The organism is Nostoc sp., from assembly GCF_036916985.1.
Taxonomy (GTDB): Bacteria; Cyanobacteriota; Cyanobacteriia; order Cyanobacteriales; family Nostocaceae; genus Nostoc.
In genome coordinates this window covers 103,245-117,388 of sequence record NZ_JBALFD010000071.1, presented here as the reverse complement: position 1 = coordinate 117,388, position 14,144 = coordinate 103,245, and the positions used below count along the sequence as shown (strand labels likewise).

The following is a 14,144-nucleotide window of genomic DNA, read 5'->3' as shown; positions in this document are numbered from 1 at the left end:
CCTTTTATCCTCGAAGTTGCACCTTTTATCCTCAACGTTGAGCCTTTTATCCTCGAAGTTGCACCTTTTATCCTCAACGTTGCACCTTTTATCCTCAACGTTGAGCCTTTTATCCTCGAAGTTGCACCTTTTATCCTCAACGTTGAGCCTTTTATCCTCGAAGTTGCACCTTTTATCCTCAACGTTGCACCTTTTATCCTCAACGTTGAGCCTTTTATCCTCGAAGTTGCACCTTTTATCCTCGAAGTTGCACCTTTTATCCTCGAAGTTGCACTTTTTATCCTCAACATTGAGCTTTTTATCCTCAACGTTGAGCCTTTTATCTTCAAGGTTACACCTTTTATCCTCAATGTTGGGATTTGCTACTCAAGACAGCCAGATAAATACTCTATCTCCCCTGCCCCTTGCCCCCTGCCCCCTGCCCCATGCCCCCTAATACTAAGGTGACTGATTTAACACCCACTTCAACCACTGACTAAAGGAACTTACAACATTCAACTTTTGAACTCCAGTAGCACGGGCGGCGGCAAGTCCATCAACGGCGACTAATGCGGCGTATTGCAAGCCCAAAAAACTATCAACTGCTGCATAAGGGCCACCTAAAGTAATCGCCCCAGCCGCATACATTTGACCTCTATCACTACGCATTTCTACTAATTCAAAATTGTTCGCTACAGTCAATCGCCCCAGATGATTCACTGGGAGGTTGTAATGTTTCACCAAATCTGCTAGTAGGGGATTGGTATCTACCTTGGCATCTAGTCCAGTAGCATCAACAATAAAGTCAGCTAGCAATTTCATTTCCCCAAAGCTTTGCTCTCGGATACGGGTAATAGTCCGGTTTTGGGCATCTCGTTCTACATCCAGTACCTCACCGAAGGTAATTTGATACCAACCTTCGCTTAACCCTTGGGCAGTAATTTGCTGCCAGTCTTGGCGGTCGGCGGTGGTAGTTCCACCCCAGTCTGCTAGTAAACGTTTGCGTTCATCGGGACTAGCTTTTTCTAACATTGCCCGGAGTTCGCCGCCCCAACAGGCTTTCGGCCAGTTAAAAGGTTGAAATTCGTAATGATTTTTGACTAGGCGCGTGGCTTTTTGAAATTTGTTACCTTGGGGTTTAGGCGATCGCATTAAATGCAAAACTGCAATATTCCGATTTCGTTTTCTGGCTTCATAAATCCGCTGCACAATCCGCGAAGCCACAATTCCCCGCCCCCGAATCAATACCGTACCACCATGTTGCTCTAGTTGTTCATAAACATGATCGTGGGCTTCATAAGCATTGACCACAGATTTAAAGTCTTGATATTTTTCCCTATAAGCTTGCAAATCAGGGAGAAACTGAATTGCTGGATACCCAGTAGCTAAATGTAAATAACGACTAACTAAAAAAGCATAATTTCCAGGGCCGCGAGAATAGGCTACGCAATATCTGCCATCATCAGTTTTGCGAATTCCTCTAACTCGCCCATAGCGATAAATTTGATTCCAGCCAATACGCTTTGTCTCCCTATCTATGGAATCAAAGACGTTACCCGCACGGGGAGTATAAGTTTCGGCAAATGTTGGTTCAGCAAACACTTGCCATAGATACTTGAATGCTGACTTTATCTCTCCCTTGGCTAAGTCTCCCCAAGCTTCTCGCAAGGCATAACTAGGCCAACCCCAAATATTATCAGGACAAGAGTCAGAATTAGAACGCAGTCTTTCATATAAGGGAATTTGCGAATTCAAACAGAGGCGCTTGTAACGGGCATAAGGTTCTGCCTCTAATCCCAAAGCCACAATTTTGTCAGCACGTACACCACTAATTCGCAGCAAATCAGCCCATAAAAAGCTACCCAATCCCGCCCCGATCGCTAGATAATCAGATTCATCTACTGGCAATCCCGTAGCATGAAGTGCTTGCACAGCAACCTTTTGTGCTTGAAATGCCAATGGCGGGAAATTACTTGTCAAAGGCGTTAACGGCTGGACTACAGGCAAGCTGGGGTCTGGAAGATTGGTATTTGCATTAAAGCGAATCGTTGAAGGGGGGCTAGTATCTGGTGCAGAGGCGTTAGCAACAAATGTCACCGTTATTAAATAGGGGCCAATTTGCAACGTATCGCCATTAGCCAAGACACTCCGCGTTTGTGGTTGACCATTGACATAGACACCGTTAACACTGCCTTGATCAATCACCACTAGATGGTCTTGTTCCCACTCAATTAGGGCATGGTAGCGAGAAACTTCGTTACTGTTAAGCAGCATCCGAGAAACGCGCACTCCCTTAAGTTCAGCAGGTAAACGAGCAAATTCTCGACCAAAAGCGATCGGTATATTCAACCTTGGTTCTCGCTGTTCACCTGTCGCTGGTTCTTCCCAACTCAATTGGATTTGTAAGTCATTTGTCATTTGTCATTGGTCATTTGTCATTGGGCATGGAAAAAACTCTTCTCCAGTCTCTACTTGTCACTCCTAACTCCTAATACCATTTCTTTGTGAGGCTGCGCCAAACCCTTTTAACTTCTTTCTTTACTTTGTGTCCTTTGCGTCCTTTGCGGTTCGTTTTCCTTTCTTGTACTTAAACATGGTTTAGCGCATCTTCATACAGAATTGGTATAACTAACTCCTAATTCCTTGCTACCAAAACACTCACAGCCGCAGCTAAAGATGTCCCACACCAATGACAACCAATTTGTAGATTCTCTCCTGGGGAAACTTTATGACATTTGGGGCATTCTAAACCATAAACTCCTGCTGGCAGTGGCGCGGAGGGTGTTGGTGGATGGTGGTGATGTCCGATGTTTACTGGTGGATGGGGTGGCAACAAAATTGTTGCTGGAATGCTACCCGTCGAAACGTTAGTAACATTGAGTTTTATTTGTCCCAAAGTAATAATAGTGCCCTCAGTTAAAGGCATTTCACCTTGGACTAATTGCCGTCCATCGACAACGGGGGGATTTTGCGATCGCAAATTCCTAATATAAAAGCGCTGCTGCTGGTGATGAAAAAAGATTTCAACGTGTAGTCCAGAGACAGTAGGGTGACTCAGAACAATATCGCACCGGAGGGGGTCGCGACCGATGCGGACAGTGCCAGGATTTTGACTTGGCTGTTGCTCGTAAATGTTCTGAGTTTTATCTTGACCTGCATCGTGCCACTGTAAAGTTAGTGCGTTCATTGTTCTAACTTTGTAAATCGTATTTAGCTACTTCAACATCTTCCTGTGCGATTCCTAACACGATTGAGTAGGTGGAAGCAAGTATTTAGAAAAAACTTCAACAAGCTTTATCTGTCCGACGCTAATTTATCAGCAATACGTGTAGTTTCTGGCAGCCGATATTTTGGCGTGCAGCGTAATACATAGTCAATGGCTGTCGGTAAGCTAATTCGATGGCCGCTGGAGATGTATAGAGGTTTTACTGCTGTGCGCGATCGCAAAACTGCCCCAACGGTTTCACCCTCATATATCAGTGGTTGCGTACTGCCTTTGGTTTCTGCCAATTCTTCATGTTTCCCTAACAACCTGGACTTAGCTACACCAATTGTCGGCATATCTATAAGTAAACCCAAATGGCTAGCTATACCTAATCTGCGGGGATGAGCAATTCCCTGACCATCACACAAGATGATATCAGGTGTTGTTTTAATCTTTTCTAGGGCATCGAGAACGGCTGGAATTTCCCGAAATGAGAGAAACCCAGGAACATAAGGAAAGGTCGTAGGACGATGTGCTAGGCTTGTCTCAATTACTTGCAAATCAGGAAAACTCAATACGGCGACAGCTGCACGGCTAATGGTTCCATTAGCTTCAAAACCCATATCTACTCCAGCAACATACTGGATAGGTTCTTGCAGTTGATCCTCAGTAATTACTCGATCTCGTAGCGCTTCTTGGATAACTATCGCTTCTTCTAACGTCGATGGCCAAGCATGATCTCGATAAAACTTCATATTGAAAATTGGAAGTAAACTGATTAATATTAATTCTGTTAATTTGGCAAGCACAAAAACACTAGTTTTTGATGTTGGTCTAGGGGAAATATAATTTTTGTAAAAATCTGTGTAAAGACTATCTTTATACTAAATATTTTAGCTCAGATTAGCTGATATTTTGCATCATAATGTTACTTAAGGCTGTCAAGAGGGAATCCTGAGAATATAAGTTTATTTTCCGAGATTTTTCTTTTAGTGGTTATGACACAGCCAAATATTCTCAAACTTGCAAAGCAGGGAGATGCAGATGCGATCGCATCTCTGATGAACCGCCACCTACACCCCAAAAGGATCAATGCAAAAGTTGCCTTTAAGGATGCTTGCTTAGAGGTAATACTAGAATCTACCCAAGTACTAAATCAGCAAATTTTAGTTGCATTTATCCGCAAAGGTTTAACAGCCTTAGGGGCTGCATCTGTTGAAATAGTCAAAGTTTATGGACAACAAACAGGTAAGGATTTTCCAGATTGGAGTAAAGAGTTTGATTTGGGCATAGAAGAAGCTGAAATAGAAGCGGTAGAGTCTTCTACTAATCCTCAAAATTTAACTATTTGTATTAACTTAAGTGGCGATACTGCACAGGGATTAACAAACCAAGATTTTGAATTTATTGCTAATCAAATCAGCACTGATATTTTATCATGTTCTACTAACGCTTTTATTCAAAGAGTAAGTATTAGTAATGGTACTTCTGTGATTACAAAGGAACGTTAATGTTTAATTTGCCTCACGCAGAGGTGAAGAGAGAGAGTTGAAAATCAGGGCTTTTGTAATAATTTTAATAAATCTATCTAAATTTTAAACATAGGGCTAGATTTTGAAAATGTTGCTTTTACCTGTAAATAGGGAATCCTGATATAGAAGATATTATCTTAGTTTTTTAGATTTATTGGTTATGAAACAGCCAAATACTCAGGAAGCTCCTAAGCAAAAGCTACAAACTTTTTACTGGCCTTTATGGTTTCCTTATCCTACTTCTTGGTTAAAAGCATTAGTTTTGAATCTATTTTTGAGCGCTATTATCTTTATACTCAAAAATCCTGGAGAGTTAGGCTACCGAATCACATATTTTTTAAACAGTCCTGACTTATTTGCTATATTTACAATATTGTTGATCCTATCTCCAATTCCTATAATTTCTTTGACTCATCACTGCTTACACTTGCTCATTAGTAGATTTATCTCAGAAATTCAGACACCAGAAATAGGTAGAAATACTTTTCTTCCAAGTTCGTAGAAATACTTCCGCTAACCTCTAAAATTCCAACACAAATACCATCAAAGTCTATATTAGTTACACCCTCACCAGTGACTTCAAAATTGCCGACTGTGTTACTTCAAACTGATACATTCCGAGAAGCAGTAAGTTAGGAGTTTTTTTAGTGCCTGAACACAGCTGCAATACTTCAAACATTCAAAGTAGTCTTGATAGTAATGGTGGCTGGTTAATGCCAAACCTTTTTGTTAACTATATAGCTAATCATTAAGAAGATTTTTCACTTTCCATTTATCAAGACGTTCCATTAGCTGCCAGAGAATATTTTCTACATCTTCAAGTACAACCTTATATTCATCATATCTATATATATCTTTTAAGTCATAGTAACTATAGTGGAGTGTAAACCAACTAGCTTTTGGATAAATTGCAATACGATGATGCTTAGAATTTAAGTCAATACTTGGGTGTACAATGAGGTTCATATGCGACACCGTTGCAAAAAATGAAATAAACTTGGATTCAATAATTTGGTCAATTAACCAAGGCATGTAAACTAAATAGGTATGTCTTGATGTTTTTTCTAATACATACTCGTAAGCACTCTTAATATTGTACCAATCTTCATTTGACATAACGAGAGTTTAATTAACTCCAAATTAAAATGTTAGGAAAGTGCTGCATAGAAGAAATGTCTGTTAAACCCACTTTTAACATATAAAAACAACGTTTTGAAAAGAATGAGTGTGTATTATTGATTATTTAAACTATACATTTTAATTTGCATCTGGTATCTGCTACACTACATCTGCTTAATTAAACAATCACACTGATAATATTGCGCCGCTTGCGACATATTAAATTGTAATAGCTTTTCCTCTCCCAACTTGTATCGCGAACTTGGCTTAAAAGGCGAAATATTCAAACTGCGAATAATTTCTGATGCCACAGCCTTTGCTAGTAGCGGTGGTACAGAGTTACCAACTTGCCGAAATCCGTGCCATTTAGTTACATGAAATCTAAACCAATCGGGGTAAGAATGCAATCTTGCTGCTTCCCTGACGGTGATACACCGGGGTGTAGATGGATGAATCGGTCTTGGAGATGTGAAAGAACCCCTATACCTGTCTGTTCCGGCCCTTAAAGTATTGCAGACACCAGCAGGATGTAGCTTATGAAAACGACTAATTTTTTCTCTCTCGCCTTGTTGAGTATCCTGAAAACGTTTAATAGTTTCCGCAGAATGTTTTGTTCTTAAACTTGAAGAAAGTATTCGTAAGTCATATTCCCGTTTGTAAGAATAATCATCATCTAGGCACTTAAGACCACGAAGTACAAGAGCATATTTACTAGGTTTTTCGTATTCTGCTACAACCCAATCTCTTGTTAATAATTCAGGATATTTTTCTATTTCAGGTAAATCTCTAATTGCATCCCAGACTGTAGGACTCGATGGAATATGAGATATTTTTTTAGAAGTTAAATTATTTAGCAGCGCTTGTTTAGTAATCGGCTGAGGGTATCTTGGTAACTCTACATCTTCCCTTGCACCTATCAGAAATAATCTCTCACGAGACTGGGGTACTCCGTAATTTGCAGCGTTGAGAATTTGGTAATTTTCTTCTACTTGATAACCGTGAATTCTAAACTCGCTAATTAAGGTTTGGAGGATTTGTTTATGTTCACCAACTGTGATCCCCCGAACATTTTCCATCACAAAGAATTTCGGTTTTAGCTCAAAAACCAGCCGATGAAAGTGAAACACCAAAGAATTTCGGGGGTCATCAACAGCCCGTTTACCAATTAGGGAAAATCCTTGACATGGTGAGCCACAAATTACCACATCAATCTCGCGATCGCCAATGTCAGACCGATTCCTAATTTCTTCCCCGGTTGTATCCACAACACTTTTACATAACACTGAACAATAAGGGAAGTTAAACTCATGTGTTGCACAGTGGATCGGGTCAATTTCCACAGAGGCTAGCACATCAAAACCGGCTTGTTCAAAGCCAAGAGTCATACCACCCGCGCCAGCGAACAAATCAACTGCGATCGCTCTTTGTTTTTTCATCTCATAAGCCATGATACCTCTAAGGGGGATTGGGTATTGGGTATTGGGTATTGGGTATGGCATATTAAATATACAAATATACAAAATTTTCCTAGTCCCCAGTCCCCAGTCCCCAGTCCCCAGTCCCCAGTCCCCGATCCCCAGTCCCCGACAGCATTTGCAAAATTTCTAGAGCAGCGCGATCGCACACCCCAACTTCCCCTAAACACCGCCGCATTTCTTCATAATCTAACAAAGTTTGCTCTCTGCGACTGGGATTGAGTAGTAATTCCATTGCTGCTTGGATAATATTTTCTGCCGTAGCTTCCTCTTGTAAAAATTCTGGCACAATCGGCTTCATCACTACTAAATTAGGTGGCGATGCAAAGCTTATAGAACCTTGGAGGATTTTACGAGCTATCCAAGCAGTTAAGGAACTGAGGCGGTAAACTACAACTTGCGGCACGTTTAACAAAGCAAGTTCCAGGTTGACAGTACCAGATTTGCTAATGGCTAAATCAGCCGCAGCAAAAACTTCCTTTTGTTGAGCTAATAGAACTGTAGCCCGTAAACCGTAACGCTTAATAGCCTCTTCAATTGGTTGTCTATAGACTTCCAGCGACAGGGGAATCCAGAAACGAACTTCAGGTAATTTAGCTTGAATAGTTTGGGCAGCTTCAAAAATAATTGGTAAAAGATATTTTAGTTCTTGCCGGCGAGAGGCGGGGAGGAGTGCGATCGCAATCTCTTCTGGTGCAATCCCCAGGGTTGCACGGGCTACTTCCCGGCTGGGAGCGTCCTGCATCCGGTCAAGCAAAGGATGACCTACCCAACTCACTTCTGCCCCTTTCTCACGAAAGTAACGGGCTTCTTGTGGGAAAATTGCCAACAGCTTATCTGTAAAACCAACAATCCTGTTAGTATTACGCACATTGAGCGACCAAGCCCACTCTTGGGGAGCGATGTAATAGACCACAGGTACATCTGGTAAATGCCGTTTCACGTAAGTCCCAATTCCCAGATTCGGACTCATATAGTCGATTAGTACCACTAAATCAGGTGGATTTTGCTTTAAGGAAGCGATCGCTTGACGTTGCACCTGGAGGGTCGGTAAAACATAAGGTAGCCCTTCTAGAATACCCATTGAGCCAATACTGCTAGTATTACCTAGCAGAACTGCCCCAGCCTCTACCATTTTTTCGCCTCCCAGCGCTACAATCTCTAATTCCAACCCAATCGCCACAGCTTGACGCTTCAGCGCTGAAATTAGCAGCGACCCTTGTAAATCGCCAGATACTTCGCCAGTGCTGATAAATATCCGCATTTGATAATTAAAGTGAGGATTTAGGAATTCAAAGTGAGGATTTAGCAGTTAAAAGTTAGGAATCAGGAGTAAAGAGTTAAAAATTAAATTTATCAACTCATAACTCATAACTCCTAACTCCTAACTTTTAATTCACGATTCATCACTCACGCCTTTTTTACCTTTACCGGGAATTAAGCCACGTCTTCCTGGCATCTGAGAAAGTAGTAGAAAACGGCGTAGATGCTGCAACTCTTCGCTATCCCCTAAAAATTCCAACTTTTCCAAGGCATCCTTAAAAGACAAATCAGAACGGTAGAGAATGCGGAAGGCTTTTTTCAGCGTCAGTAAATCTGCTGAATCCATACCAGACCGTTTGAGTCCGACAAGGTTGAGGGTTCGCACCCGCGCCGGATTTCCCTCTACCAGCATATATGGGGCCACGTCCCGATCAATACGTGCCATACCTCCCACCATTGCGTGTCTACCAATACGCACAAATTGGTGGACACCTAAAACTCCACTCAGCCTAGCGCGTGACTCTATATGAACATGACCAGCCAAAGCCACAGAGTTAGCAATCACTACTTGGTCTTCAATCACGCAGTTATGAGCTACATGGACATAAGCCATCAGTAGATTGCCATCACCAATTACCGTTGCTTCACCAGCACCAGTAGCGCGGTTAATAGTAACGTACTCACGAATCAAATTGTTATCACCAATTTTGACCCAGGTTGGTTCTCCCACAAACTTGAGATCCTGGGGTTCCATACCGATGGCTGCACCTGTAAAAATCTGATTTTGCGCCCCAATTTCACAAGGCCCCTCTAGCACTGCATGAGCGCCGATTATTGTTTCAGGGCCCACTTTGACATGCGCTCCAATCACAGCATAGGCACCGACTTGCACTGTATGGTGGAGTTCCGATTTCGGATGAATTACAGCAGTTGGATGAATTAGCGTTTTCAAGGGTGAATCTCCAGAACTGTCTTGATAAGCCAGCGCCGGGCCGGGTTTCTGGGCAGCGTATGACTCTGCTAAAAAGAGTTATACCAACTGCCGTCCCATCGAGGCGACTGACATTGTTGAGAGTGAAGTATTTTCAGTGAACGAAAGTGCCGGGCAAAGCAAGTTAAGTGTGTTTGTGAGTGCGTCTCATAGAGAGGGCGGCAAAAATCAAGAAATTATCAGATGCTACTGTGGATTTTTTGACTGTTATCCTTTTTCAGAATTCAGTAGGGGCATTTCACGGCTATGCCCACACCACGAAAGCAAACTTTTAGTTAACTAGAGAAAACATTAATTCCCCTTCACAAGCAAGTTGACCCTCAACTTCGGCACGACCTTGCATCTTACCGAAACGACGTTGTTTTACCCATAACAGTTCCACCGTCATTACTAGTTGATCTCCCGGTATGACCTGGCGACGAAAGCGGACTTTATCGATACCAGCGAAGACAAACAGTCTGTCTTCTACCGAAGACATTTGAGTTAGGACAATGCCCCCAACTTGTGCCATTGCTTCGACAATTAACACCCCTGGCATCAGTGGACGCCCAGGGAAATGTCCTTGAAAATAGGGTTCATTGATAGTGACATTTTTAACACCAACAGCTTTTTTACCTGGAACGTAGTCAATTATTTTGTCTACAAGTAAAAATGGGTAGCGGTGGGGTAGTAATTTCTGAATTTCTTCAGATGTGAAAGTTGTTTTAATCTCAGAACTGATTGTAGTCTCATTTATAGCCAGTGATTCGGTAGATGTAGGTGTAGTTGTATCGATCGTATTCACTTCAGTGAGGATTGACATTGGCCGTGTAGTTGATTTTTCATCTGAAAGTTGAGTAGGCAGCCGTATATCCAAAGTCTTATTAATCCTAGACTTTAGGCTTTAGTTTGAATCTAAAATCCCAAATCCCAAGTCTAAAATTCTTTGAGCCAGTTGAATGTGTAAATTATGACTGGCTTTATACGCCAAGAAATGAGCGCGAGGAAAAGTTCCTAGTAAACTTAAATCTCCTACTAAATCCAAGATTTTATGACGTACTGGCTCATTTGCAAATCTCAATGGTGGATTTAGCCAGCCTTCAGGCCCACAAACGAGTGCATTATCCAAACTGCCACCTTTAATTAACCCTGTTTTTTGTAAGTGTTCAATTTGATGCAGTAACCCAAAAGTACGCGCAGGAGCAATTTCAGCAGCAAAGCTAGCAGAAGTTGTTCCTTGTTCAGCTGTTAGTGACCAACTATGCCATTGATTACCAATGGCTGGTAGATCAAAATCAATACCGTAACTAAACCGGGTTTCTGGTGCTGGGAGGGCAGATACAAAAGCATCTCCTTCATAGATCCATAAGGGTTCTGTAATAGCCAAGGGAACTTGGTTATTAACGGGTTGTGATACTAAGCCAACTTGGGCAATGTTGGCTGTCCACACACTTGCTGAACCATCTAAAAGTGGGACTTCTGGCCCATCAATTTCAATCCGGGCATTATCCACGCCCATACCCGAAAGTGCTGCTAACAAATGCTCTACTGTGCGAACAGACACCTCACCCTTACCCAACTGAGTTGAGAGAACGGTGTGATTAACTGCTGCAACTTGGGCTGGAATGATTGGCAAATCTGGTAAATCTACCCGCACAAAGTAGCGTCCACTTCCCGCTTCAGCAGGTAGTATCCGCACTTGGGTATTCACACCGCTATGCAGTCCCACCCCTATTTGGGTGATTTGGGCTGCTAGAGTGTGCTGCTGCATAGCCGAAAAGTCAATATATTTCCTTTAGTATTCATCATCTGTTTTGGTAAAATCCCTGATATTCCCCGAAAAATCTCATTAATCCCTTTATCGGAACAGTATTGAGGTAAATGTAAAAATTAGCAAGCTAATCCAAAAAAGTTAATTGTCATTTGTCCTTTGTCCTTTGTCCAATTGTGATTCACTAATGACTAATGACAACTGACTAATTGACAAATTAAAACCTTTCACCAATACCGAAATTAATCCGACTATCACCCACATCGTTGATACCGTAGTCAATGCGAATTGGCCCCAGTGGAGACTGGACGCGAACGCCAAGACCATATCCGAAGCCAGTACCGTTTTTGTTCAACAATTCAGCTGCTTGAGTACTAGTTCCCAGGTCACTACCAGCATCAAAAAATAGTGCGCCGCTGACTACTGAAAAAACTGGGAACCGATACTCTACTGATGCTTGCACATAACTGCGTCCACTACCTAATGTTCCTTCGTCATAACCCCGAACGGAGTTGCTACCCCCAAGAGTAAAAGCTTCGTAGGGAGGTAAGTCACCAAGAACTGTTCCTGCTTGCAAGTTAAATGCTAGAGTTTGTGCCCCTTTCGAGAGGCTAATCAACTTGATGGGTAAATATTGACTGTAGCTACCCCGTAATCTGGTGAGTAAAATGTTGCCTAGTCCTATAGGGACTGACTGATCAATCCCGAAACGGAGATAAGAACCCCTGGTGGGTTGCAAAGGGTTATTACGGAGATCGCGCTGTACACCGAGTTGCAACAGGAGTAAATCGTCTTCACCTCCTGGAGACTTGGTTAATTGAGTGGTGATTGGTTGTGTGACACCATTTCCATTCTGGTCGATCGGATTTCCATTACTATCAAATAGCCCTCCTGTTTTTACAAGATTGCCATCGGCATCACGGGCAGAAACTCGTTGATACTGTAAACCCGCTGAGGCAGTCCAAACGGAAGTTTTGTAAGGATTGGAGGACAGGGGACGGGTAAAGGTGACACCACCACCTACACGGAGAATACGGGGACGATCCTGAGAATCTGTATTAGTGGGATTAGCTGGATCAAATGTCCTAATATCCCGATCTTTGCCATCAAAAATCAATGAAATGGAACTGCGGCGAAAAATATTAGTTGTATAAGAAGTTCGGTAAGGATCTCCTGCGATCCAAGGGTCTGTGAACCGCAGGTCAAACAGCAGTTCTCGTTCTCCCACCTGTACTTCTGCGCCCAGTTTTTGGTTCCTACCGTTCAGGTTTTGCTGTTGATAGCTTACTGTTCCAAAAAGTCCGCTAGCAGAACTAATCCCTGCCCCAGCTGCAATAGAACCGCTGCTGCGTTCAGCTACATTTACTACTACATCTACCTTGCTAGGGTCAGTACCAGGGTCAAGGGACACATTCACATCTTCAAACAGTCCCAGCCCATACACACGCTGTAGGTCTTTTTGTACTGTGTTGCGATTGAATACTTGTCCTGGCTTCAGTTCTACTTCTCGTGTAATGATGTAATCTTGTGTCCGTCCCCGAATCGGTTGTCCTTTCTCGTCTGTCTCTTGACCATCTTTATTGCGGAACCGGACTCTAATATTTTCTACTACCCCTTCTGCTACTTGCAAGGTAACAACTCCGTTTTCAGAGACTTGTGGCGCTCCAATCACGTTTGCTAGCACGTAACCTTGGTCTTGATACCGCTTGTTTAACTGCTTGATGCCTTCTTGCAAGTCACGCAAGTTGAGAATTTTGCCATACTGCTCTCGAAAGACTTCATCCACAGTATTAGCTGGTAGTACAGAAGCGACACCAGTGCCAGGATTGGCTTGCACTTCTACTTTGCTGAGAACAGGGTTAGGCTGCACCACAAAGCTGACTCGCACTCCCAAGGGGGTATCTTCTGGCGTTGCTTGGACGTTGGAGAAGAAGCCAGTACCAAAAATGGCGTTAATATCTTCTTGCAGTTGGCTGCGGGTTGTGGTTTGCCCTGGTTGGGTACGAATTACTTTGTAAACTTGGCTTTCTAGTTCTGGTGATAGAAGCCCAGCTTGCGATCTAACTAGTACTTCCGACACCAGTACGCGGGGGTCATTAGCTTCTGGGGCTGTGTTGGGTTGAGTATTTCCCGGAGTTGTCGGCGGGTTAACATTCTGCGGACTGGGAGTAGCACCTGGGCGTGGTGCGGGTGTTCTTTGTTGATTATCTGGGAATGGAATGTCTGGAGTACTTGATGGTTTTGGAGTTGTGGGTAATAAAGGTTCCGTTGTCGGTGGATTGACATTTTCTGGGACTGAAGTTGTCTCAGGAGTTGGGGAAGGCGCTGGTTGTTGAATTTCTGGAGCGGGAGACGGCTGTTGAGTAGGGCTGGGATTGAGTTGAGAGGTTTGTGCCGTTTTTGGTGTTGTAGAGGCTGACACTTTTACCCCTGGGGTTGCGTAGGCGTAGCCTGCCGCAGGCATCGCTGCTGGATTGGCAGGATAAATTGCGATAACGCGGGATTGGGGACGCTCCCCTTCCATAACCCCTGTGGATTTAGATAGAGATTCTAGACTTTTACTAGAGTTAAGCTGACCAGTGTCTTTTTCTGGCTGCTGGTTTGTTTCTAGTGTCAAAACTTCTGTTGTCTGTTTTGAACTGTTGGCGGTTTCGGCATTTGCACTCAATGAGCCACCCAAAGGGGCTGCAATTGCCACTACTGCCAGCAATACGGGAGATAAACGCATTTTACTTATATTCCTCTTCACGACCACACACACAAGATTACAAGGCAATAATGCCCTCATGCCAAAGGTAAAATTCAAAACATAATTTTTTTCTTTTGCTTT

The 14,144-nt window shown here is 42.9% G+C and carries 13 protein-coding genes; 3 read left to right on the top strand and 10 right to left on the bottom strand.

Features of this window, described 5'->3' with window-relative positions:
• Positions 1 to 447: hypothetical protein (locus tag V7L07_RS24110; RefSeq protein WP_335061359.1), on the top strand; the 447-nt coding region annotated here is incomplete at its 5' end.
• Here V7L07_RS24110 and V7L07_RS24105 read toward each other — a convergent pair.
• From V7L07_RS24105 to nfi, 3 genes are all read right to left on the bottom strand, one after another.
• Positions 439 to 2,397: an FHA domain-containing protein gene (locus V7L07_RS24105; protein ID WP_335061358.1), complete on the bottom strand. Its 1,959-nt coding sequence runs from the start codon at positions 2,395 to 2,397 to the stop codon at positions 439 to 441. The genes V7L07_RS24110 and V7L07_RS24105 overlap by 9 nt on opposite strands.
• A gap of 217 nt (positions 2,398 to 2,614) precedes the next feature.
• The gene (locus V7L07_RS24100) at positions 2,615 to 3,166 is read right to left on the bottom strand and encodes an FHA domain-containing protein (RefSeq protein WP_335061357.1); all 552 of its coding nucleotides are present in this window, start codon (positions 3,164 to 3,166) and stop codon (positions 2,615 to 2,617) included.
• 107 nt (positions 3,167 to 3,273) lie between these two features.
• Positions 3,274 to 3,939: a deoxyribonuclease V gene (gene nfi, locus V7L07_RS24095; RefSeq protein ID WP_335061356.1), complete on the bottom strand. Its 666-nt coding sequence runs from the start codon at positions 3,937 to 3,939 to the stop codon at positions 3,274 to 3,276.
• A 243-nt stretch (positions 3,940 to 4,182) separates the two neighbouring features.
• Here nfi and V7L07_RS24090 point away from each other — a divergent pair, with 243 nt between their 5' ends.
• Both V7L07_RS24090 and V7L07_RS24085 read left to right on the top strand, forming a co-directional pair.
• The gene (locus V7L07_RS24090) at positions 4,183 to 4,695 is read left to right on the top strand and encodes a hypothetical protein (protein ID WP_335061355.1); all 513 of its coding nucleotides are present in this window, start codon (positions 4,183 to 4,185) and stop codon (positions 4,693 to 4,695) included.
• 181 nt (positions 4,696 to 4,876) lie between these two features.
• Positions 4,877 to 5,218 carry a hypothetical protein gene (locus V7L07_RS24085; RefSeq protein WP_335061354.1) on the top strand — a complete coding sequence of 114 codons (342 nt, stop codon included), beginning with the start codon at positions 4,877 to 4,879 and terminating at the stop codon, positions 5,216 to 5,218.
• A 239-nt stretch (positions 5,219 to 5,457) separates the two neighbouring features.
• Here the strand turns inward: V7L07_RS24085 and V7L07_RS24080 are convergent, their stop codons facing one another.
• The 7 genes from V7L07_RS24080 to V7L07_RS24050 all read right to left on the bottom strand — a co-directional run bounded on the left by V7L07_RS24080 (position 5,458) and on the right by V7L07_RS24050 (position 14,042).
• Positions 5,458 to 5,832, bottom strand: a complete 375-nt coding sequence (locus V7L07_RS24080) for a hypothetical protein (protein ID WP_335061353.1) — start codon at positions 5,830 to 5,832, stop codon at positions 5,458 to 5,460.
• Between the two features lie 167 nt (positions 5,833 to 5,999).
• Complete coding sequence (locus V7L07_RS24075) at positions 6,000 to 7,283, bottom strand: DNA cytosine methyltransferase (protein ID WP_335061365.1); 1,284 nt, start codon at positions 7,281 to 7,283, stop codon at positions 6,000 to 6,002.
• Between the two features lie 79 nt (positions 7,284 to 7,362).
• Positions 7,363 to 8,574, bottom strand: coding sequence for a lipid-A-disaccharide synthase (lpxB, locus tag V7L07_RS24070; RefSeq protein WP_335061352.1), 1,212 nt, complete (start codon positions 8,572 to 8,574; stop codon positions 7,363 to 7,365).
• 132 nt (positions 8,575 to 8,706) lie between these two features.
• Positions 8,707 to 9,525, bottom strand: coding sequence for an acyl-ACP--UDP-N-acetylglucosamine O-acyltransferase (lpxA, locus tag V7L07_RS24065; RefSeq protein ID WP_292853903.1), 819 nt, complete (start codon positions 9,523 to 9,525; stop codon positions 8,707 to 8,709).
• Between the two features lie 310 nt (positions 9,526 to 9,835).
• A complete protein-coding gene (gene fabZ, locus V7L07_RS24060; RefSeq protein ID WP_335061351.1) occupies positions 9,836 to 10,366 on the bottom strand; it encodes a 3-hydroxyacyl-ACP dehydratase FabZ in 531 nt (176 codons plus the stop codon).
• 81 nt (positions 10,367 to 10,447) lie between these two features.
• Entirely contained in the window at positions 10,448 to 11,314 is an 867-nt protein-coding gene (lpxC, locus tag V7L07_RS24055) for a UDP-3-O-acyl-N-acetylglucosamine deacetylase (RefSeq protein ID WP_335061350.1), read from the bottom strand.
• Between the two features lie 217 nt (positions 11,315 to 11,531).
• On the bottom strand, positions 11,532 to 14,042 hold the full coding sequence (locus tag V7L07_RS24050) for a BamA/TamA family outer membrane protein (protein WP_335061349.1): 2,511 nt from the start codon (positions 14,040 to 14,042) through the stop codon (positions 11,532 to 11,534).
• Positions 14,043 to 14,144 lie beyond the last annotated feature (102 nt).

What these genes read in the sequence shown, in the direction of transcription:
- V7L07_RS24075 (WP_335061365.1), bottom strand. Translation starts at nt 7,283, where the DNA reads ATGGCTTATGAGATGAAAAAACAAAGAGCGATCGCAGTTGATTTGTTC.
- nfi (WP_335061356.1), bottom strand. Translation starts at nt 3,939, where the DNA reads ATGAAGTTTTATCGAGATCATGCTTGGCCATCGACGTTAGAAGAAGCG.
- V7L07_RS24085 (WP_335061354.1), top strand. Translation starts at nt 4,877, where the DNA reads ATGAAACAGCCAAATACTCAGGAAGCTCCTAAGCAAAAGCTACAAACT.
- fabZ (WP_335061351.1), bottom strand. Translation starts at nt 10,366, where the DNA reads ATGTCAATCCTCACTGAAGTGAATACGATCGATACAACTACACCTACA.
- V7L07_RS24080 (WP_335061353.1), bottom strand. Translation starts at nt 5,832, where the DNA reads ATGTCAAATGAAGATTGGTACAATATTAAGAGTGCTTACGAGTATGTA.
- V7L07_RS24100 (WP_335061357.1), bottom strand. Translation starts at nt 3,166, where the DNA reads ATGAACGCACTAACTTTACAGTGGCACGATGCAGGTCAAGATAAAACT.
- V7L07_RS24090 (WP_335061355.1), top strand. Translation starts at nt 4,183, where the DNA reads ATGACACAGCCAAATATTCTCAAACTTGCAAAGCAGGGAGATGCAGAT.
- lpxB (WP_335061352.1), bottom strand. Translation starts at nt 8,574, where the DNA reads ATGCGGATATTTATCAGCACTGGCGAAGTATCTGGCGATTTACAAGGG.
- lpxC (WP_335061350.1), bottom strand. Translation starts at nt 11,314, where the DNA reads ATGCAGCAGCACACTCTAGCAGCCCAAATCACCCAAATAGGGGTGGGA.
- V7L07_RS24105 (WP_335061358.1), bottom strand. Translation starts at nt 2,397, where the DNA reads ATGACAAATGACTTACAAATCCAATTGAGTTGGGAAGAACCAGCGACA.
- V7L07_RS24050 (WP_335061349.1), bottom strand. Translation starts at nt 14,042, where the DNA reads ATGCGTTTATCTCCCGTATTGCTGGCAGTAGTGGCAATTGCAGCCCCT.